Annotated in this window: 12 protein-coding genes and 1 tRNA gene; 7 read left to right on the forward strand and 6 right to left on the reverse strand. The window is 37.9% G+C overall.

Going from position 1 to position 21,490, the window contains the following annotated elements; translation table 11 throughout:
• Positions 1 to 75: 75 nt before the first annotated feature.
• A tRNA-Ala gene (locus K9M07_01105) sits at positions 76 to 148 on the forward strand.
• A 424-nt stretch (positions 149 to 572) separates the two neighbouring features.
• On the opposite strand, the gene K9M07_01110 is transcribed toward K9M07_01105, so the two are convergent.
• On the reverse strand, positions 573 to 2,246 hold the full coding sequence (locus K9M07_01110) for an RNA polymerase sigma factor (protein MCF7851821.1): 1,674 nt from the start codon (positions 2,244 to 2,246) through the stop codon (positions 573 to 575).
• A 100-nt stretch (positions 2,247 to 2,346) separates the two neighbouring features.
• On the opposite strand from K9M07_01110, the gene K9M07_01115 reads away from it, so the two are divergent.
• On the forward strand, positions 2,347 to 3,087 hold the full coding sequence (locus tag K9M07_01115) for a hypothetical protein (protein MCF7851822.1): 741 nt from the start codon (positions 2,347 to 2,349) through the stop codon (positions 3,085 to 3,087).
• A gap of 4 nt (positions 3,088 to 3,091) precedes the next feature.
• Here K9M07_01115 and K9M07_01120 read toward each other — a convergent pair whose 3' ends face one another.
• The gene (locus K9M07_01120; protein ID MCF7851823.1) at positions 3,092 to 3,604 is read right to left on the reverse strand and encodes a DUF3592 domain-containing protein; all 513 of its coding nucleotides are present in this window, start codon (positions 3,602 to 3,604) and stop codon (positions 3,092 to 3,094) included.
• A 247-nt stretch (positions 3,605 to 3,851) separates the two neighbouring features.
• On the opposite strand from K9M07_01120, the gene rpsT reads away from it, so the two are divergent.
• Both rpsT and K9M07_01130 read left to right on the forward strand, forming a co-directional pair.
• A complete protein-coding gene (gene rpsT, locus K9M07_01125; protein MCF7851824.1) occupies positions 3,852 to 4,136 on the forward strand; it encodes a 30S ribosomal protein S20 in 285 nt (94 codons plus the stop codon).
• A 95-nt stretch (positions 4,137 to 4,231) separates the two neighbouring features.
• Positions 4,232 to 4,936, forward strand: coding sequence for a hypothetical protein (locus tag K9M07_01130; GenBank protein ID MCF7851825.1), 705 nt, complete (start codon positions 4,232 to 4,234; stop codon positions 4,934 to 4,936).
• 76 nt (positions 4,937 to 5,012) lie between these two features.
• Here K9M07_01130 and recD read toward each other — a convergent pair whose 3' ends face one another.
• Genes recD through K9M07_01145 form a run of 3 tightly spaced genes read right to left on the reverse strand, consistent with a single transcriptional unit; the run spans position 5,013 to position 13,293 of the window.
• Positions 5,013 to 6,650: an exodeoxyribonuclease V subunit alpha gene (recD, locus tag K9M07_01135; GenBank protein MCF7851826.1), complete on the reverse strand. Its 1,638-nt coding sequence runs from the start codon at positions 6,648 to 6,650 to the stop codon at positions 5,013 to 5,015.
• An 8-nt stretch (positions 6,651 to 6,658) separates the two neighbouring features.
• Positions 6,659 to 10,066 (reverse strand): UvrD-helicase domain-containing protein, encoded by a 3,408-nt coding sequence (locus tag K9M07_01140; GenBank protein ID MCF7851827.1) that lies wholly within the window; start codon positions 10,064 to 10,066, stop codon positions 6,659 to 6,661.
• A gap of 2 nt (positions 10,067 to 10,068) precedes the next feature.
• Complete coding sequence (locus K9M07_01145) at positions 10,069 to 13,293, reverse strand: exodeoxyribonuclease V subunit gamma (GenBank protein ID MCF7851828.1); 3,225 nt, start codon at positions 13,291 to 13,293, stop codon at positions 10,069 to 10,071.
• An 80-nt stretch (positions 13,294 to 13,373) separates the two neighbouring features.
• Between K9M07_01145 and K9M07_01150 the strand changes: the two genes are divergently transcribed.
• Together K9M07_01150 and K9M07_01155 are read left to right on the forward strand one after the other, a co-directional pair.
• Positions 13,374 to 15,173: an MFS transporter gene (locus K9M07_01150; protein MCF7851829.1), complete on the forward strand. Its 1,800-nt coding sequence runs from the start codon at positions 13,374 to 13,376 to the stop codon at positions 15,171 to 15,173.
• A 163-nt stretch (positions 15,174 to 15,336) separates the two neighbouring features.
• Positions 15,337 to 16,605 (forward strand): hypothetical protein, encoded by a 1,269-nt coding sequence (locus tag K9M07_01155; protein MCF7851830.1) that lies wholly within the window; start codon positions 15,337 to 15,339, stop codon positions 16,603 to 16,605.
• Between the two features lie 8 nt (positions 16,606 to 16,613).
• Here the strand turns inward: K9M07_01155 and K9M07_01160 are convergent, their stop codons facing one another.
• Positions 16,614 to 19,403: a hypothetical protein gene (locus K9M07_01160; protein MCF7851831.1), complete on the reverse strand. Its 2,790-nt coding sequence runs from the start codon at positions 19,401 to 19,403 to the stop codon at positions 16,614 to 16,616.
• A gap of 71 nt (positions 19,404 to 19,474) precedes the next feature.
• On the opposite strand from K9M07_01160, the gene thrS reads away from it, so the two are divergent.
• Positions 19,475 to 21,424, forward strand: coding sequence for a threonine--tRNA ligase (gene thrS / locus K9M07_01165; GenBank protein ID MCF7851832.1), 1,950 nt, complete (start codon positions 19,475 to 19,477; stop codon positions 21,422 to 21,424).
• Positions 21,425 to 21,490: the final 66 nt, after the last annotated feature.

The raw sequence follows: 21,490 nt of genomic DNA on the forward strand, positions 1-21,490 counted from the left end.
TCGTTTATGTATACCGAAATGAGTTGAATGCTTCAACTCTTTTCGGTATACTTTGTGCAGATCGATCCTTCTTTTGGGGCGTTAGCTCAGTTGGTAGAGCGCAACAATGGCATTGTTGAGGCCAGCGGTTCGAATCCGCTACGCTCCATGACCCCTTTATCTATACCGCTCGTGACTCAAGAGATCTATTTTTTATCGCCGCGGCATTCCCGCTTGGTCGATTTACCCCATCTCTGCCCTATTACTAATAGCAGATCAACCCAAAAACTCTACCTCTTACGAGGCCATCATTAGACACAAGACATTGACAATGAGTGATTTCTGAAGAAAATATAACTCGAATAAAAAAAGGGCAACTTTTTCAAGCTGCCCTTTTTAGGGTAATAATCAGATAATCTGATTAAAGGTAGGTAATTTGATAGTATTATTGTAACATGAATAAAGATTTTTCTAAAATGTTTTTTAGAATTTTTTTGAACCACGCGGCCAATGAGATGATGGCCAACATTCCTCAACTATCCAAAAACCTCCTCTATCTACAGAAGTTTTTTAAGCCACTTAAAACAAGCAACTTACATATCTTTGACCTTTTCAACAGCTTCTAAAAAGGCTTGAAGTTGTTTAGATCTTGTCGGATGGCGCATTTTTCTCAGAGCTTTAGCCTCAATTTGCCTCACCCTCTCTCTTGTCACTTTAAAGCGAATCCCAACTTCCTCGAGCGTTTTCGGCTTTCCGTCTAGCAAGCCAAAGCGTTCAATGAGAACGGTCCTTTCACGATCTGTGAGAGTATCCAAAACTTCATTCATCTTATCTTTTAGAATGGTATAACCGGTTGCATCAGCAGGAGATTCAACTCCCGTATCTTCCAGGAAGTCCCCAAATTGAGACTCACCACTATCGCCCACTTCAGCTTGAAGTGAAATAGGATGCTGAGCAATTTTATAAATTTCCCGAACACGCTCGGGAGTCAAGCCCAATTCTTTAGCGAGCTCTTCCGGAGAGGGTTCTCTACCGGTTTCCATCATTAATTTTTTAGCGCCCCTCAAGACTTTGTTGATCGTCTCGATCATATGGACCGGAATTCGGATTGTTCGCGCTTGATCGGCAATCGCTCGCGTTACCGCTTGACGAATCCACCAAGTCGCATAGGTTGAGAACTTATATCCACGGCGGTACTCAAATTTCTCAACGGCCTTCATCAACCCCATATTTCCCTCTTGAATCAAATCAAGGAAAGAAAGGCCTCGGTTAGTATATTTTTTCGCGATCGAAATCACGAGCCTAAGGTTAGATTCGACCATTTCGCGCTTTGCTTCTTGGCTCTTGTCCATCCACCTTTGAAGCATTCTGACATCTTTCTTAAATTCATCCAGCGTTCGCCCGGCCGCCAATTCTCTTTTGCGCAATTTGCGTTCAGCTGCAAGCAATTTAGCTTTTGCAAACCTATTTTTATCTGCTCTTGGAGTCAGTTCTTGAATTTGCTTCTCCAATTGAACAAAGCAATCGTAGGCTGTCAAAATAATTTCACCGAAGTCCTCAATGAGAGAGTATCGAAAATGCATCTGTCTCAAATATGACTGAGTGCGAATGCGATTTTTTTCTATCTCTTCATTGATTCTCAAAGTATCCATTTTAGTACTGATATTTCGATGAAGCTCTCTGAGTAAATTTTCTAAAATAAGATCTTCTTGCAAAAGTAATTCAGCTAACCTAGGAAGCCTTTTAAAAAAGCTCTGCTTATCATGAATTTCTTTTTCCGCAACAATGCGGTCAAATCTCTCTTTACTGTGAATCAAATAGTTAATAATCGAAATCGTTTCTTTAGAAGAATAGCGGAAACGCATAATGATTTTTTCTATCTGCATTTGCGCTTTTTCAATGCGCTTTGAAATCTCAACTTCTTCTTCCCGTGTCAGCAGGGGAACTGATCCCATTTCCTTTAGATACATCCGGACAGGATCATCCGATGTCCCTTCGGATCGTCTTGGGAGTGCCTCAAGTTCTTTAATTTCTTTTTTGCGCTCTTTTTGTCTTTCGACTTCCACTTGGTTCAGGATTTGGATATCCATGCCGCTGAGAAAAATCAGCACCTGATCAATTTGTTCAGCAGAATCAAATGACATCGGAAGGACATCATTGATCTCTTCATAAGTAATAAATCCTTGATCTTTAGCAATTGAGACGAGTTCCTCAACTTTTTGTTGATATTGAGGATCGAATAAAGAATTGTCTTGAGACTTTGTCATATCGTTATTTAAATAAAAGCTCTATACGTATAGCATTTAAAATTCTCACTCTTATCATTCTAAAAGTCAAGTCAAAAAATAAAAGTGGGTTGAATCTCATATGATTGACAAAGCTTTTTTCAAAGACCGGATTGTCCAAGCTAAAGAAGCTAGAAAAGAAGACCTATTTACATGTCCGGAATGCCTCTCACCAATGAAAGTCAAAAAGGGACTCTATAAAAGAGCTCATTTTTATCATTTTCATCCATCCTCCTGCTTTCACGCATCTAAGTCAAAAGAGCATAAAGCCATCCAAGAATACCTAAAGCGTCTGATTCGAGGCGCCCAGCTCGAATTTCCTCTCAAACAAATTCGAAGAATAGCTGATGTCATCTGGCCCGAAGTTAATATTATTTTTGAGGTCCAATGCTCTGCGATTTCTTTGGATCACCTAATGCAACGGACTAAAGATTATGAATCGCTTAACTATCAGGTGATTTGGCTATTTCATCTTAACCAATTTAATTTTAAGAAAATTAATCCGCATGTCCGCCCCTTTTCAAATTTAACTTATTATTTTACTGATATGAACCGATTTCAAAAAGGCTATTTTTATGATCTCATTCCTGATTTAAATCACTATCGTCAAGGACCGCGAATTGATTTGACCATGCCTAAAGAAGCCTCTTTTACCTATAAATCCCTTCCAAAACCATTAAGAGATCGAATAGCACGTAAATATTATTTTAAAAATGATTTAATAGACCTTCATCAAAATGGAAGTTTTCGATATACGCCCCCTTCCCTTAAAGAGAACATCCAACCCTATTTTGAAACCTTCTTAACATGGTTATCCAAATAAAAAACTAGGCCATATCCGTCTTGAACATCGAGTGGACATACATCCTAAACCAAACAAAATAAATAACTAATCCCATAGAGAGAAGCGCCTGAACGAGTAATTTAATTGAAAATTCCCTTTGAATGACCGAAACGTGGGGACGGGATTTGACAACCCAAACGGGCCATTCTTCAACCTTGTATTTATCAAGAACATACTGAGCGCTATGGGCATTATTAAAAACCGGTGTGGCAAAGCTTTGCTCTCCTACAAAAATATGCCCATTATAGTGATAGCGGTATTGAGCCTTCAAAATATACTTTCCGGCAGATGCCTCCTTGATGTTCCACGTTAAAATTTTTCCTTCTACCCTTGTTGACAACCGGGAGAATTGATAGAGATTATAAGCAGACTTGCCTACAGCCCAAACCATCCCCATCGAAGAGGCAATCATAAGCAATAGCCAAACAAAATGGAATGCCCCATCCCTTTTATCTCTAATTTTTTTGAAAACCCCCTGAAACAAATGTAAGCCCATTTTTACACCCTTTTTACTCTTGCTATTAACTCTTACTTTACGAAATTTATCTAATAGTGGTATAGTAATAACCTGAGTTGTGATTTTTTCCTCCAGAAAAGTCACTGCAAGTTTGTAACTGAACAAGTTGTTGTTATAAGAGAAAAGACGATGCGTTTGGCAGATCATTTCTCGATGATCAGGAGGAAAAGATCACAACTCAGGTTAATAGTCAGTCATTATAAGACGAGAACTTTATAGAGGAAAAATGGCCAACGAAAAAAATGGTAAAAAACAAAAAAGACCTACAGCTTTAAAACGAAAAATTCAAAGCGATAAAAAAAATCTACTCAATAAGTCTTTTAAATCGCGTATTAAAACGTCTCTAAAAGCCCTCAAAGCTTATGTCCAATCCGGTGATAAGGAAAAACTTCCACAAGAACTCAATCGGATCAACAGCTTGATTGACAAAGGCGTTAAAAATAATATTGTTAAGAAAAATAAAGCAAACCGAGTTAAATCATCAGCAGCTAAGCTCATCAAAACTGTCTAGCTTATTTGTTGTGCTCAGTTTATCAATCCCACTTAGCTTTCCACTATAGAAATGCTTTTAAGTGGGATTTTTTTTGATTCTCTATCGCAGTTCATATGCAACAATCAAAAGGTATTCTCTGTTATTCAAATCAAACCATTGAATGGATGATTCCTTGGTGGATTGACAACATCCAAAAAACAAATGTTTTTCCCATCGCCATTATAGATAACGGCCTCAGCCCTAAAATGCGATCTTGGTGTGAACAACGAGCCCAATTAATCCCCTTTAATCCTCCTGCATTTTCGATTGCCGGGCAATCGGAAATCACTCAGGAACGTATTGCTTTATGGGAAAGGCAATATAATGGTGATCTTTGGACTGCAAGACAGAGTTGGTTCTTGAAACCTTTTGTCTTGCAATTGACCCCATTTCAAAAATCTCTCTATCTAGACCTTGATTGTGAAGTCAAAATGCCATTAAATTCTTTATTTAATATGGATACACCATTTGCAGTTGCATTGGAGACAACAAGAACTGACCTTTTCAATTCCGGCGTGATTCTTTATGAGAAAAATTCTCCTATTCTACACGCATGGAAGGAAGAAGTGCAAACTAAAAACCACCTCCATATGGGAGATCAAGACATCTTATCAGCCCTCATCGAAACCCAACAGTTTAAATGGGATTTACTCGATAAGACATATAATATGCGGCCCGCTTTTACTGCTGATTTGGATCATGCAGCGATTGTTCATCGAGTTGGTTTAGTTGGTAAAAGAGATATCATGGCTCAGATGATAGAGCGGATCACCCACTAAAAACTCATCTCCATGAATAGGGAAATTTTGTGGACGGTTTTCGCCCGGGCCGCGTGGAGAGCTTTCTCCCTTCAATCTAATGAGAAAATCTGAGACCCGATTGCCTTAATGAGGAGCGTTGAATGGCTCCCTCGAGTGTTCTTTGACTCGCATAAATTTGAATGGAGCGCCTAGACCGAGTAATTCCGGTATAAATAGATTCTCTTCCAATTCCCTCCATTTCATCATCTAAAAGCATGATGATATCTTGGTATTCGCTTCCCTGACTTTTATGAATTGATATCGCAAAAGCCAAATCATGAGCTGGCAATAACATTTTTGGAATCGATCTAAAACCACTTATTTCAGAAAAATAAAAGAGCTCTTGATCTCCATCTTTAACCCAAATCCCCTGGGTTCCGTTCATTAACCTTAGCTTCGGATAGTTTTTTGTCAAAATAATGGGAATCGCTAAAGATGTATCATCCAAAACCTCTTTTAATAAATATTGCATAATCATTCGATTGATGTGAGTCGATCCATATAATCCTCGATTATGGGAACACAAGATTTTCTTCTCCATAAAAGCAGATTCAATCTCTGAAAACCGGGCATTTGCGGGATTAGGAAAGAATAAATTTTCCGCATAACTCTTTAGAAGCTCACCATGAACGTCATGAAGAGAATGAAATGAAAATGTTTGATTATTTTCCCCTTGGATCTTCTTCAATAACTGACTTGCACGCGGCTCGAAAAATAAATGTGCCAATCTCAATAAATCCTGAGATTTAGTTCTTAAACACTCAGTTAGAATGACCTTTTTTATGGGCGAATATAAACAGAGATCATTAAAAATTGTACCCGATTCAACAGGGGGAAGTTGATTGGGATCTCCCAGCAAAATCAATTGGGATGAAGGATGGATTGAAGCTAACAATTGAGAAAATAGCTTTACATCTATCATTGAACATTCATCTACCAGAATAATATTAGCATCAATAAATGCGCTGTCTTTTTGCTTATAGCATTGCGGATTGAATTTTAAAAGAGAGTGTAATGTCCCAAAATGAATATCTAAATCACCATCCCCTTGAATTGATTTTTCAATATTCTGAACGGCCTTTCCCGTAGGAGCACAGACTTCAATTTTTATTGGCACTTTCGATAATTGCTGAAAACATTCAATGATCTTTTTTGCTACATATGTTTTACCACATCCCGGACCTCCCGCAATAATCAAAATAGATTCTTCAAATGAAGCCTTAACCGCTTGCCTTTGAAGTTCATTTAATCCCGCTATCCGATCGATATGTATTTCATACTCATGACTGCATCGGTTCACCTTGTTCTTATTTAACCGATTCACATGAAACTCTATCTCTCGTTCATACATCCAATTGCGATGAAAATAAATAAATTCCCTATCTAAAATCATAGGTTTAGCATCACCGGCAATTGCATCTGCCTCACTCATAATTGAGGGCGGAAGATAATTCACGACTTCAGCTAACCGCGCCTCCAGATCCCATTTCATGGAATCGTCTAATTCCAATGCAGATAGATCAACCTTTGGTTTTACTTTCATACATACATGCCCATTGCGTGACATTGCCATCAAAATTGCAATAAAAACTTTTTGCTCTTGGCTCAACTCCCCGGCAAACTGTTCCAAGTTTTCTGCAAAATAAAGATCAATCAATTCAATAATTTTCCGATCAAGAAGTAGCCGAGTCATCTCCTCCATTATAACTTTACCTCATGAATTGACTTAGAAATTCTATTTAGATCAGGTAAAAAATGATAAACTCCCTTACCGTAGGCGAGCCCCCTGAGAAATAAATAGACCGCTCCACCAAATCGCATTTTGGTCGGCGACTGATTGCGTCTTTGAAGTTCTTTATGAATGACATCAGCATAAATCGCAGCTTGCAGATCATATTGATGCTCTATCATGGCGGCCTCTAAACAACTCGTATCATAACAAGTCGCACCTAGTCCAAGATCATTGGACTTCCAATCAATAAAATATATTGCATCCCCGTACTCAAAAACCAAATCAATAAACCCTTTTATGTAGGTTTGATCCTCATACCGATAAATAAATTCAACCTCTTCTAACATAGAAGCAGGAGGGACATCACAAAGACAGAATCCATCTGCTAAAGTCATATGAAAAGCCCGATCAATCAGCACAGAAACTTGCTCAATATAGGGAGCTAAAATTGTAAATTCACAATGTCTCTCTATCATTCGATCGATGCTTTTTCTTTGGTAGGGATAGTATAGAGCCTTTTGAATGATTACCTCAAATAACTCATGAAGGAGCTCTCCAACAACAGCTCCTTGTGGAAATTGAGGTTCATTTGATAAAGGTTTCTCATTGGGAGGATGCTCATTTCCGGTAAATAGGTGATCTTGCTTTGAAAGAGCAGCAATGTGTGAAAAGGAAAAAAACCATTTAGGTCTCCAATCAATATGGGAAACTTTTGGCTGGGGAATATTAATAGCTGCAGTTTTAACCTGATATAGGGGCATTTCCTTTTCAGATAACACGATAAAATCTAAACTACATTGATTTTTTAAGTTGAATAAATGCGGCTTTAATTGATCCCAAGTAAGTTCATCTATTTTACATAATAAATCAGCATGCGAATGCACTTGAAAAAATCTTTTTAAAAGAAAAATTTCAATTGGGCTTAATCGACTCTCTGCATTTTTTTTACCCCTCATATCCATTGGTATAAACACAAAAAGTTTTTGCTTGGCTCGAGTGAGAGCAACATATAATTGCCGTAGTTTTTCACTATCCTCATCAAGCGTTTCAAGATCGTTATCATTTGATACTGTTAATATCGTTCGTTCATCAATGTAGTGTGAGCTAATTCCTTCATTCATTGTATTTCGCATTGATGGCCCAAGAGCAAATACGGCTTCGAATTCGAGTCCTTTACTCATGTGGGTCGTCATAATTTGTACGCTATTGCTATGTCCGAGCAATCTGCGCTGAGCCTGGGCCGATACATCGGCATTTTTTGTTCTTAATCCCTCTAAAAAGCGAGATAATCCAATTAAATCAGGCCCGACCCCTAAACTTTCAGACAGTAGCATTTCAAGCAGGACGATCAAGTCACTATAATCATCTAACGAAGTGGTGACAGTTAATTGGGAAAGAAAAAAAGCATCGTCGTAGGCAAAAAAACAATTAAATAGCGACGCAAGCCCTCTCTTCAATCCTATCTCTCGCAATTGAATTAACCGCTTCTGCCATAATATAAACTCTTCTTGATCAATGAAGATATTGTGAGCTCCTTTCATAAAAGGATGGCTTATCCATTCTTTGATTTTTTTCTCATCAAATGGCGCTTGCAACACTCTTAAAAATAGAGATAAAAATCGATAGGAAGCCGTTTTTGCAATATGGCTCGATCTAAGGGAATACGAAGGGATTGTCACCTTTTGTAAATATGACTGAAGCCTTTGGGCTTGATATCGATCTTTGATTAAAATGGCGATTTCTCTGAACTCTATTCCCTGTTTATTTAAAGCAATGACTTGCTCAGCAATATGTGGGAATATCATTTTTTCTTCCGACACATATGAGGGATAAGCGCTTTTTTGATAGACCTCCTCTTGCACAACACAACACTGTAGCCGGGGACCGGTTAAGCTATCATCCCCTTTTTCTTTACCGGAAAGAATAGATTCAAATTCGATATGCTGACTACTTTCTTCAAAGGTAAAAAGTTGATTATCACTTCCAAAAAAAAAGTGAAGCGATTCTAAGAGCATGGGGTGACTTCGATAATTTGTATTGAGGACAAACTGAGCATTCTCTCCCAATTGCTGTTTTGCCCTTAAATAAGTCGAAATATCAGCCTTTCTAAAGCGATAAATGGATTGTTTTGGGTCTCCGACTAAAGCAAATAGCGATAAATTCAGATGGGAGTAAAAAATAGAGGAAAGAATATCCCATTGCATTTTGTCCGTATCTTGAAACTCATCAATAATTGCAGCACAATATTTACTTTGAATTTCAGTCAAAAACGGTTTCAATTGAATGGCTTTTTTCATTTGATGCAAAGAAACATCAGGAAATGCCTCGCTATTCTTTTGCATTTCAACTTTTATTTTCGGATGAATTTGTCGAATCAAATGAAGAAGAATAAAATGGGGGTTTTTTGCCTTCTTTAAAATCGGGATTAAAACTTCATGGAGATTATCTACTAGGTGGGCATACGACAGGGGTGGTTTTTCTTTCACCGTTTTTTTTAGATTGGCATCAATCATCAATTCCAAAAAATGTGTCTCATCGTGGACCAATTTCTCAAACTCCAAAGGGGTGATCTCTCTTCGGACAAGCCAATCCACACAAGATAGGAGTTGCTCCTCAAACATCAGGTGAAGCTCTTTATTGCGATTCATGAGTTTTTGATATAAATGGCACTGAGCTTTTAAATCCGCCATCAATTGATCCCTATCCAACGCAGGCAATTCCTTTAATTCCCTATTGAACATATGGCGTAAGTCCTCAAAAGACTGAGTCATTTCTAACTCCAGCTCATAATCAATAAGGCTGAGGATTTTCGATAACAAGCGCTTAAAATCATGACGAAAGGACTTTAAAAGGATTTTAAATTGAACCGGTGAAATTTCAGTATGAGAAATAGATCTCAACGCATCTAAAATAAAACTTTTGGGATCAATCTCATTAGGAGATTCATCTAAAAAAGCTTGTTTTGCACTCAAAGCGAACTCTTGCAACATGCGGAAACAAAAGCTATGTATAGTAAAAACCTGCATCGATTCTATAGCATCAAGAGCGTTTCTTAATCGCCCTATCGATTGGTCGATATATGAGTTGTGATCTATCAGCTCATCGAGGTAATCAATTCCACTTTTGCGACGATACAGCAACAGGTTATAGGCATTTTCTAATGTGCGAGCAATGCGAATTTTCAATTCCCGTGTTGCAGCCTTAGTGAAAGTAACAACCAATATGGAATCAATTGAGATGGGTGAATGATCATAACCCAAGATGAGTCTAGTATATAAATTTTCAATTGCAAATGTTTTGCCCGTTCCGGCAGAAGCCTCTAAAAAAATATGATGCGTCTCTAGCTTTTCTTTAGATAAGCAATTGAATGCACGCATATTTATTTTTCCTTATACCATTCAATAAAATGAAAAAAATGCTCTTTCATTTCACTAGACAATTTTTCATATGACACTGTCTCTAAAAACGACTCTTTTGTTTGGAAAAGCGCTTTAAAATAAGGATCGTCAATTTGGAACTCTGACTCATCATATAGCGAATTGACTTCTTTTTCAAAGTGGGTTTGATCGCGAATGAGAATAGATTCTGCTAAACTGGGGACCAAAAATGAGATCCGATCTTTAAACGTAATATAATAATGAACATAAGATTCTAAAGCCTTTTGCCAGTCCGGAAAATTAACCTCTCGAACCTTCCCATCCTTTAATGTGATCGCATTTTTATTTTGCAGAACCGAATGATCTAAAGCTTGGAGCAGCAGTAGCTGTGGCCAAAATTTGAATAGGTCGGAAACATGATGTTTACCCATTAAAAGGGCCCCTTGCGATGAGAGTTGATCGAGTTTTCCTACCAGCTCATATTCCTCATTATCCACCTCTATTTTAATACTGGGGTGCTCAATAACACCCCTATCGATTTCTTTCACCACATCAGTAAATCTTGAAAAATGAATAGAGAATAAATCCTCTTTATCCAAATGATACGCTTTTAAAAGCTCGTTGATTTTCCCAAGATCTGCAGTTAAGTCGATTTGAGCAATTTTTGAAAAAAGCTCAGAAGAAAACGGCATACGTTGTTTGGAAAATAATTCCGTTGGATCTTTAAATGACTTCAGAAAAATCTGACGCGCGCGCGCCTTATCAAGTGCACTTAAAACAAATTCTTTGAGCCAAAGCTCATTTTTGTCATTAGAGTCGAGATAAATTTGATATTTTTCATTAAGAATAAACTGAATCGGATGGCGACTCATTTTTAATAACTGAGAAATATCAATGATCCGGTTATTTTTTCCCATGGGATTTGCCGGATGTCCATTCAATATGGAAAATAACTGATGCGGAATTGCTTTTTCATCATAATAGGCCTTCGCAAGTCGGAATGATTGATTTAAATACGACTCCTTAAGCGCCTCAATCTCAAAAGAGAGTTCCTGAACCTCTTGAACTAACCACGTTTTTGCTTTTTCACTTGGATGGGGGGAAATGCGATCAATATGAGACAACAAATCATTCACACAAATTGAAAAGTCTTCTTGTTTTCCTTCATCATCTTTTGAAAGAGCCGAAATCACAAGAAAATAATTTGCTTGAGTGATTGCTTCTAAGAAGAAATAGCGATCGATTTGGGCTGTTTGGGGATAAAAAGGAGGCTGATCAAGGTGTAACAGCTCATCCATCGCAAGTTGAGGAGAATAACGAGGAAAGCTAGACCCTTGCATTCCTATTAAAATGACAACATCGCTTACAAAAGTCTCTCCGGTTTGAATCGAAGCGAAGCGAACCATTGGTTTATTACCAACCTTAACAATCCCCTTTTTCTTTTCTACAATCCTTTTTAGCCCTTTTGAAATTGTAGGCCAGTCAAAGGCAAAGTCGCCTATTTTATCCTTAAAGCGAAAGATTGATCGGAGGTCCTGCATTAATCGATTAAAATCATCTCTTTGATCAGATAAAAGAGAGGGCAAAGAAAACAATGTTTCAAATGCGGTGATTAATATTTGACACCAAGAGTCTAATGATTGTGTCGTCTTTTTGACACTATCTCGAAACGACTTAATCTCTTGAAAACAGCTCATCACTTTTTCTAATAATTGAGCTTGAGAAAACTCAATCTCAAATGGCGGTGTAAAACTGCTTGACATTTGCGATAAATCTGAACTCATAGCAAGAGCAAGTAGACAGCAAGAAAATACATCTGATAACGTCCCACTTTTTTGTAGCTCTTTTGGGTCGACTTCAATAAATTCAGCACGATGCCCTAGATCAAAACCCCACGTTAAATGGCATTGCTCAAACCACCCTTTAATTTTAGAAACATCCTCAATTGAAATGCCCCACTTAGATTGAATAATGGACGATTCAATCAATTGAAAGACCTCATGTTTATCCCATCGGCTCTCAACCATAGTCAGGATCAAATCGGCAAGCATATAGACATCACTATGGGCTTTTAAATTGACCCCCTCAATACAATAACCAATAGGGGAATCTTGGTTGCCAAAAACGAACTCAATCAAGGGAACATATTCATTGATATCAGGAGCCAATACCACAATGCGATCCGGATCGAGATCAAATTGATCCCAAAGCTTAAGCAATTGATTAAAAATGTTTTCCACTTCTCTTAAACGAGTGGGCGCTCTGAAAATTTGAAGAGAAGAATCCATGGTGAATCCTTGCTCATTTTGTTTGTCATATGCATCATATGACTGCAATTCAAACAAATCAGTTTGGATCCTTTTCAATAACGATGGCTCATTATTCCATTGAGGATGTAAATAATGATCTTTAGCCACAAAATTTCGATCAATTAAGTCGCAAAACAAGGATTGTCCAAGTTTACATAGGTTCCCGAATAGGGGATTTGGACTCGGTTGATCTAGTTCGGAATCGATAGCCCTCCTTTTCCTTGTTGAATAAAGATCTCCCCAAAACAAGTCTGAATAAGACATTAGATAAATCGAAATACTTAAATGCAAAGATGCCTTTGTTAAAAAATCCAAATAGATAGAAGGGATGTGAGGAAGGGCAAAAATATGAACGTCCACTTGTCGTTGGGGGGATTGTAGGCTTTGTATTTTCGGAATGAAAGTTGAGGGAAAATCAAAAACGGCATTTAATTCTTTGATTAAATATTGCTGCCAACCATTTTTTTCTACCCATTCTTCCCATTTTGAACCAAAATACTGACCATAATTCAAGAAAAGTCCCGCTAATAGATCACAAAAAACTGCCTTATCATTTAAACTTGTCTCCTTAAAATAGTCTTCCAATTGGGACAACTCACTCCCCTTTGATCCCTCTTGATCCGTAATTGATCGAATTAAAAAGGAGAGATCCCTCTGCGATGCAAAGACATGGGATTGCCCAAAAAGCGATAAAAGCTCATCAAGAAGAAGGTTGAGATTCAAAAACCGAACCCCTATTAAAAGCCCCATTCTCTCATCATCACAAACCGCTCTTTCAATTTTTTTCTTTATGCTGTCACAAGGTAAAACAAGGAGTTTTCTTGTGCAATTGGAAGAAGACGTGTATAATTCAGTTTTTAAATTTTCAATAAGTAACTCAGATGAATTGCTTAAATGAAGTTTTGGAAGAGAACGCACTAGTTGATGCCCTAACACTTGATCTTGGGGATTAAAGATAGTTCGTCCCTCAAGATAGCATAGAAACAAGGTTTATGAGTATGAATTTATTAAAAACGGAAAACAAAGTCCGAATCACTTCCGGTCAAAAAAACCGCAGATCTGATTCCCAGTTTATCCGATCTATTCTTCCCCTTAATATTGCCCAATTACTCGGAGCACTCAACGACAACATCTTTAAATTTCTCTGTGCTTTTTTCTTGATTGATCTTTATGGAATTGCACGCTCATCTGAAGTGATGATTTGGATCGGTGCAATTTATGTCCTCCCTTTCATTTTATTTTCTACGTATGGGGGAGCTCTAGCAGATCGATATAGCAAACAAAAATTAGTCATCGGTCTAAAAGGGCTTGAAGTTCTCGTGATGGGATTTGGAATCTGGGCTTACTCAATGAAATCGCCATGGGGATGCTTTATCCTTCTCTTTTTAATGTCTTTTCAAAGCGCTCTTTTCGGCCCCCCCAAATATGGCATTATCCCGGAATTAGTTGAAGAACAGCATATTAGTAAAGCAAACGGTCTGATTACGGCATCAACATATATTTCAATTATTGCAGGCTCTTTTTTAGCGACCTTCCTCACGCAAATTAGCAATCGAAACTTTGTATTTGGTGCTATTATATGCACGCTCATTGCAGTCGTCGGTTTTGTTGCAAGTTTTTATGTTCCTAAGACAAAGCCAATGAAAAATAAACGAAAAATGGCCACATTCGCTATAGCAGACGTCACAAGAACACTTTCCTATTGCAAGCCCTTTCCCTTTCTTGTTTTAACGATTTTTGCCTCAAGTTTCTTTCTCTTTTTAGGGGGATTCATTCAACTTAATATCGTCCCTTACGCTATTTCAACATTAAATATTGGCGAAGTCGGTGGGGTTTATCTATTTTCCACTTGTTCGATCGGCATTGTTTTAGGGGCCTACGTATCCGGAAAAATTAATCGTAAAAGCATTAACCTCGGCCTAGCCTGTCTAGCTTCACTGGGAATTTCTTTATTTTTCATATTGATTCCCGCTATTTCCTTCTCAGTGATTGGGACCGCTATTGTACTATCCTGCCTTGGTTTTGCCGGAGGATTATATATCGTTCCTATTGAAAGCTACATGCAATCCAAAAGCCCTGAAGAAAAACGGGGGCAAATTATTGCCACAAATAGCTTTTTGAGTTTTTGTGGCGTCCTATTTGCGCCTGCCTTTTTATATCTTTTTAGCTCTGTTTTGAATATCTCCGCTTCGCTTGGATTTATTTGCATGGGCCTTATTAATTTTATCTTTTTTCTCTACCTCTCTCGGCAGTTATCCGGCCCTTTTTTCAACTATTTTTCCCGCAAATTCATTTGTCCTTTTTACCAAATAAAAATTAATCCCCAAACTTTTGACTTAAAACATGCTCAAGGGGTTGTTCTCCATATGCGGCGGCTAGCTCACTTGCTTTTGCTCTTTGCTTTTTCAAATAAAATCCATCTTTATATTGTTCGAGAAAGACCTAAAATCTTTGATTTTTTCTTCCGGATTTTTAAAAACATCCACTTTATTTATGCTCACAACTCATTCTTAATTGCATCGAATATCTTTAAATATGTTGTTGAGTCAAATAATCGAAATGAGCAGCTCCCCTGTTTAATTATCCCCCATTCAATCGTGAACAAATACTATGGGGAAGATGATTATGTAAAAGGCTTGAGTTTGATCCGTAATAAATGTGACTTTATTACGATTCAAAAAAATATGAGCTTTAAACCCTCCTTTAAGAAACCACTTAAACGGACGCAAATCTCTATTGCATTTGATCCAAAATTAATCGTGCGCAGCTCAAAACCCGATTATGCATTTAAATCCTAGCGTCTAATTCTTCTTTTACGCTATGATCGCAATCCGTTTTTAGAGAAGTTCATTGAATTTTATAAAACTTAGATTGCAAACTTTATTCCCCCTATAACCTATAAAATTCCTTGAACCTCTTATTCCAACTAGACGCGCTCTCTATCCCTTAGGAGGTTTTTTGATGAAATTTAAGAGCTATTTTTTCTTTCTTCTTTCCATATCAAGTGTGTTTATCGCACCTATAGTAGCTCAAGGCGAATCTGAAATCTTCTTAGATCCATCTTCGGCCTTTCTTAATGAAGAAGATGTCCAGGCATTAAGAGATTGGATTGCCACAAAAAGACAAGTTACGATCAAACAAGTTGGTGGTGATCTTTCGATCAGCGGCGAAGTCCGAATGGAAATGCAAAACATTAAAGAAGTCAAAAATGGCAAAAAACAGCGCGGCGCAGGAAGTGCAAACGAAACGAAGCCCGGAACTCAATACGATATCGAAGTCAATTTAATGCTCGACTATCGCATGGAAAACAATTGGGCCTCAATCAAGCTTGAATTTGATAATAACGCGGGATCTGACCTCAATATCTTTGATAATATTGCAATTGAGCGTGCCATTTTAGGAATGCGCATTATCAATGGAGAAACCGTCACAATTGATCTGGAAGGCGGGCGTCGCAACATGGGAACCATGTATGACTCCAAAATTGAATTTGGCTCTTTTCTTGACGGATTCACACTTAAATATGACCTCGCTTCGGATCGATACGGGAATTTTTATGCCCGTTTTTCCCCCTTTCTCGTCAATGAAATAGATTACATTTGGGGATTGGTTGGAGAAATAGGTATACTCAATATTTTTAATACCGGATTTTATGCCAAATACTCAATTATCGATTGGGATACAAAAAACTTCGGAGGAAATAAAGCCGTATATAACCGCCTTTACGGCTTTGTCAATTCACAATGGATCTTGGGATATAAATTCGTTCCAAAATGGATCAATCAGGTGACAACTCTTTATTCGGCATTTTTAATCAATACTGCTGCAAGAGGGATCGCCCTAACACATTATAAAAAAGCTAACCTAGCGTGGTATGCCGGATTTTCAATGGGTAAAGTGAGAAATAAAGGAGATTGGTCACTCGATATCAATTGGCAATATGTTCAAGCTCAAGCCGTCCCCGTTATCGATGCTTCCGGAATTGGAAGAGGAAATTCATCAGCTATTGGATTTTATACACAAAAAATTACTAATACGAATGAGATCATCGAATTTTCTACTGCTGTAGGTAAAGCGAATTACAAGGGAATATCAATCCAACTCTTGTATCTATTGACAGACACAATTACAATCTTTCAAAGCTACCAACAAGCTGTCAATGCCAACAAGAATATAGGAGCCAAAGCCTTCTATCGTCAGTATGAAATCGAACTCATTTACGCCTTCTAACCATTGGCTTATACCTTTTTGATATTGGGAGATAGGGTATCAATTGTCATTCGGTTTGCAACGTATTCTTCCGGATGATTATAGATAATCCATGGCTCCCCATTTTCTTTAAAAGACTGTTTCCAATTAATCATTGGGTAAGCTTTAAGACCATCGAGCGTAGATCTCCATAAATCAAGCTCTAGTGTTATCGGATTGATCCTAAAACTAAAAAAATAATCAACCCAATTCGTATCTGCAAAGTAGAGCGATTTTGGATAAATCATTTTATGGCTTTGAAAAAGCTCAATCAAATCAGACAACTGAATGTGGCATTTATCTCCTAGTAAGATGAGCATATGGACTAAACTATCATACGCAATCGGATCATCCAAAATCAGAGAATTAAACTGCGTTTGATCAAAAATATCAGGGTGTCTTGTAACGAGTTGATAGATGTTTTCCTTTGATGAAAATGGAATTGATCTGACGAGCACACCATGCAAGAATGTTTTCAAAACAACCTCATCAAATGTGAGATTTGACTTTTTAAGCCATCCTATTAGCTTTTCTTGAAATTCCCTCAATGTAAGAGCGCGATTCGCATCAAATCTGAATTTTTGCAAGAATGATCTTGGTAAATTAACAGAGTCTAGAAGTCGATTGATTAAAAAAACCTGCTCCATCGGCTCAAGTCGAATCAAGCGATAAAATTGAACGGAAGGTTCAATGATCTGATCCCTAAGCCACGTATATGTAAAGCCTTTATCACTCCACGCATTTTTAAAAAGTTCTAGGCCCGGTTGGAATAAAAAAGCATGAGTTGGTGATTCAGCTAATAGGGAACGGTGTGGATATTTTATAAATTGGTCGAGCAGTTTCTGCTCTTGAGCCTTCATCTGATCAATCCATATAATACATAAATCTTTTTCCGTTGCAGCCATTGCCTTTTCACACGTTAATTGATTTTCTCTCGAAAAATAACATCTAACTAATGCTTGTAAGTTAGCACCTGAAACATAACTCCAAGGTGTTTTATGCCCCCCTTTAAACGGGCTCTTTTGAATTCTTTCATACGCCGTGCGCAAAAAAAGTGGGCTCTGAACATGCTCGATAATTTTTCGCGTGATCCGATAGATTTCCTCTTTTCCTTTCTCCCATTCGCATGCTGAGATCAATGCTGATGGGATAGCCTCAAAAAAGTCGCATAATGAGCGAATATACAGCTTCTCATCCTCTATTCTTTCCCACACATCGGGTTCCGATCGACCATGCTTATAAATAAGCCTGAATCCTGCCGGGCTATCTTGCGAAAAAAATTGGTCTTTTGCCCCCATTTCAGGATCATATATCTCTTGAAAATAGAAATGGAATAATGTCTCATACTGAGAGAGCAAAAATTGATAAAACCTTGAATGATATTCGGTGTCTTTAATTGCATCTTGCAACATATTTTCACATGTCCTCAAATGATGCATTTGAGCATTCGCGTCTGCTTTGAGTTTGCGGATGCGACCCTCTGAAGTTGCGGACGACATGAGTGTTTGAATCATATTGAGTTGATTTTCTGCCCTCTCTGCCTCTTGCTGTAAATTCATTAATTCGTCATTGCGGATCTTTAATCCTGCATCCAAATCGTCATAAATAACTTTTCCAATCCCACCTACCTCCTCATGAGAAAAGCCAAGCGCAACAATCATATTCCACTTAAACGCATTGATTTGGTAGTCAGCAAAAGAAGCGATTGTAAACTCCCATGATTTAAGAAGCGGATGACAAAAGTAAGGCATGAAAAAGCGAATGAGTTCTTTTTCTTGTTGGATGCACTGCTCACATTTTTTTTCACGTTGTATACTTAAGTGAGTTTTGGCTCTCAAATGCTGAGAAGTAAGGTTTGAGCTCTCCCGAATCAGTGAGACTTCTTCTTCGGTTAAACCCCACTTGTAATAAAGCAATCGACGAATGAGCGTAAAATATGATATCCGTTCTTTTTCATCATAAACTTTTTCGATTGCTTTCTCATACTCCTTTGTCGTTAAAAATAAATTGGACAATAGAGCAGCAGATTTAAGGGCAGGATGATTTACGATGAAGTGGATCCCCCTATCAGGGATCCATTGATTGAGCTGATCTCGACCATATGTAAGAGAAAGAGGAACTTTATAGTCCTCACCTCGAATGGTTTTACGAAGCCTTCCCGTATATATCAATTGGAAAAGATCTTCAAATATTTGATCACTTTGCTCATTTTGCAAAAGCATTGCCGGTGCTGTTGCAAAACAAGATCCGACACTTTGCCGTAAGGGAGTGATCATTGCCGAAAAAACAGCTGCTTTAATCTCTTTAGAGCCAATCGGATCCTTATTGGACAGCATGAGGGATGCTCGGATCAATTCCATTGCAAAATGAGAAAATAGAGGCGGATGCAATCGATCAAATTTTGATCGCATTCTTTCATTTTCCTTAAATGCCTCGCAAACACGAATTAAATGTTGAAAATAGATGTGATTAAAGGGGTCATGGGGATATGAAAAATTTTTATAATCCCTCAATATGACTAAAGCCCTTTCAATTTTTTCTTGAGACAAATTCAAATCAAATTGAAATAACCAATGAGTAAACGCTCTTGATCGATGGACCATTTTAAATAAAATAATATCCTCAAATCCTGCCTCTAAAAAATCGGCACAGGTATTGCATTCTTCTACGGCATTAAAAATTTTAATCCATTGATCTTTTCTTCCTTCCAGCTGATCTGAGTAGGCTCTATAAGGAAAGGAGGGGGATTGAGGATCAAAAATCGCTGATAATTTTGACATTTTTTGCTCTTTAAACTCACCTAAGATATGATTATTAGAAAATGATGATTTTAAATTAAAGGCAATTGAATATGCATATCAAATATCAAGATCAACCTATCGAGCTGGAAGACGGTAGCACAGGTTTAGATTTGGTTGAAAAGCTCGGATTAAAAGAGCCCCATCAAGCTGTTGGTTTTTCAATTAATCGGCGGATGTGTGATATTTCTACACCTTTAAAGAATGGGGATGTGATCGAAATTTATGATTTTGATTGTGATGAAGGTAGAGAAATTTTTTGGCATACCTCTGCCCACGTTTTAGCTCAAGCCATTCTCCGTCTGTGGCCGGATGCACAACCCACAATTGGCCCCCCTATTGAAAACGGCTTTTATTACGACTTTGCTCATCTAAATATTTCCGAAGAAGACTTTCCCAAAATAGAAAAAGAGATTAAGTCTATTTTAAAAGAACGATTCAGAACAAAAAAAATCACCTTTTCCTCAAAAGAAGAAGCTCTGGAAGCCTTTAAGGATAATCCCTATAAAGTTGAATTAATCAACAGCTTTGATCCAAGTAGCTCTCTTACAGCTTATCAACAAGGTGAATTTACCGATCTGTGTCGCGGTCCCCATCTAATGAATCTGGGGAAAATCAAAGCATTTAAGCTGATGAAAACCTCAGGAGCCTATTGGAGGGGGAATAGCGAAAATGAGATGCTCACGCGGATATATGGAATCTCATTCCCAGATAAAGAACTTCTCAATCATTATTTAACCCTTCTTGAAGAGGCCAAAAAAAGAGATCATAGAGTGCTTGGCAACAAACTTGATTTGTTCTCTTTTAAAGAAGACGGTCCGGGTATGCCTTTCATTCACCCATCGGGAATGATCATTTGGAATAAACTGCTCGAATTTTGGCGTGAACTCCATCAAATGCAAGATTATGTCGAAATTAAAACACCGATTATGCTCTCACAAGAATTATGGGAACGATCCGGTCACTGGTTTCATTACCGTGAAAATATGTATACCTCTGAAATCGATGAGCGTTCATTTGCGATTAAACCCATGAATTGTCCGGGTGGAATGCTCTATTATAAAAGTCACAGACATAGCTATCGAGAATTTCCCCTTCGCGTAGGTGAAATCGGTCTCGTTCATCGCCATGAATTATCCGGATCAATCAATGGTCTTCTGAGAGTTAGAAGCTTTCATCAAGACGATGCTCATATTTTCATGACTCCCAAACAAATTAAAGATGAAATCGTCAATGTCATTCGATTAGCCGATACCATTTATAAAACATTTGGCCTTGATTATCGATTTGAACTCTCCACACGGCCTGAAAAATCAAAAACGATTGGCTCCGATGAAGATTGGGACATCGCAACCAACGGTTTAAGAGATGCCCTGATTGAATGGGGGTCCCCCTTTCAAGTCAATGAGGGAGATGGGGCTTTTTATGGCCCAAAAATTGATCTTCATGTCAGAGATGCTCTCGGTCGTTCATGGCAATGCGGCACAATTCAATTAGATATGTCTTTGCCTGAACGTTTTGATTTAGAGTATACGGATTCGGATGGCCAAGCAAAGCGTCCCATTATGATTCATCGCGCTCTATATGGGTCAATCGAACGCTTCTTTGCGATCTTAATTGAACATTTTGCAGGGAGATTTCCTCTTTGGTTAAGCCCTAGGCAGATTTGTTTCATTCCCGTTGCCGATCGTCACGTCACCTATGCAAAGCATTTAGCTAGCACTCTAAAAAGTCATGGTCTAATTTGCGATGTAGATGACTCAAATGAATCCGTATCCAAAAAAATCCGCAATGCTCAGATGCTACAATTCAACTATATGCTGACAATTGGGGATCAAGAAATCGAGTCTAAAGCAATCAATATCCGCACTAGGGAAAATATTCAAGTTGGAGCGATGAGCCTTGAAAGCTTCATCTCACAAATTAAAGAAGAACTCCAAACAAAATCTCTTGTATCCCTCTTTCAAGAGACTTCTCATAAAACTGATCTTATAAAAAAATAACGGCTCAGAACTTTGCCCATATTAAAAAAATATGGGCATTGCTATAACATTGTAAAATCATTTTAC

This window comes from Simkaniaceae bacterium (assembly GCA_021734805.1).
In the GTDB taxonomy this organism is placed as follows: domain Bacteria; phylum Chlamydiota; class Chlamydiia; order Chlamydiales; family JACRBE01; genus Amphritriteisimkania.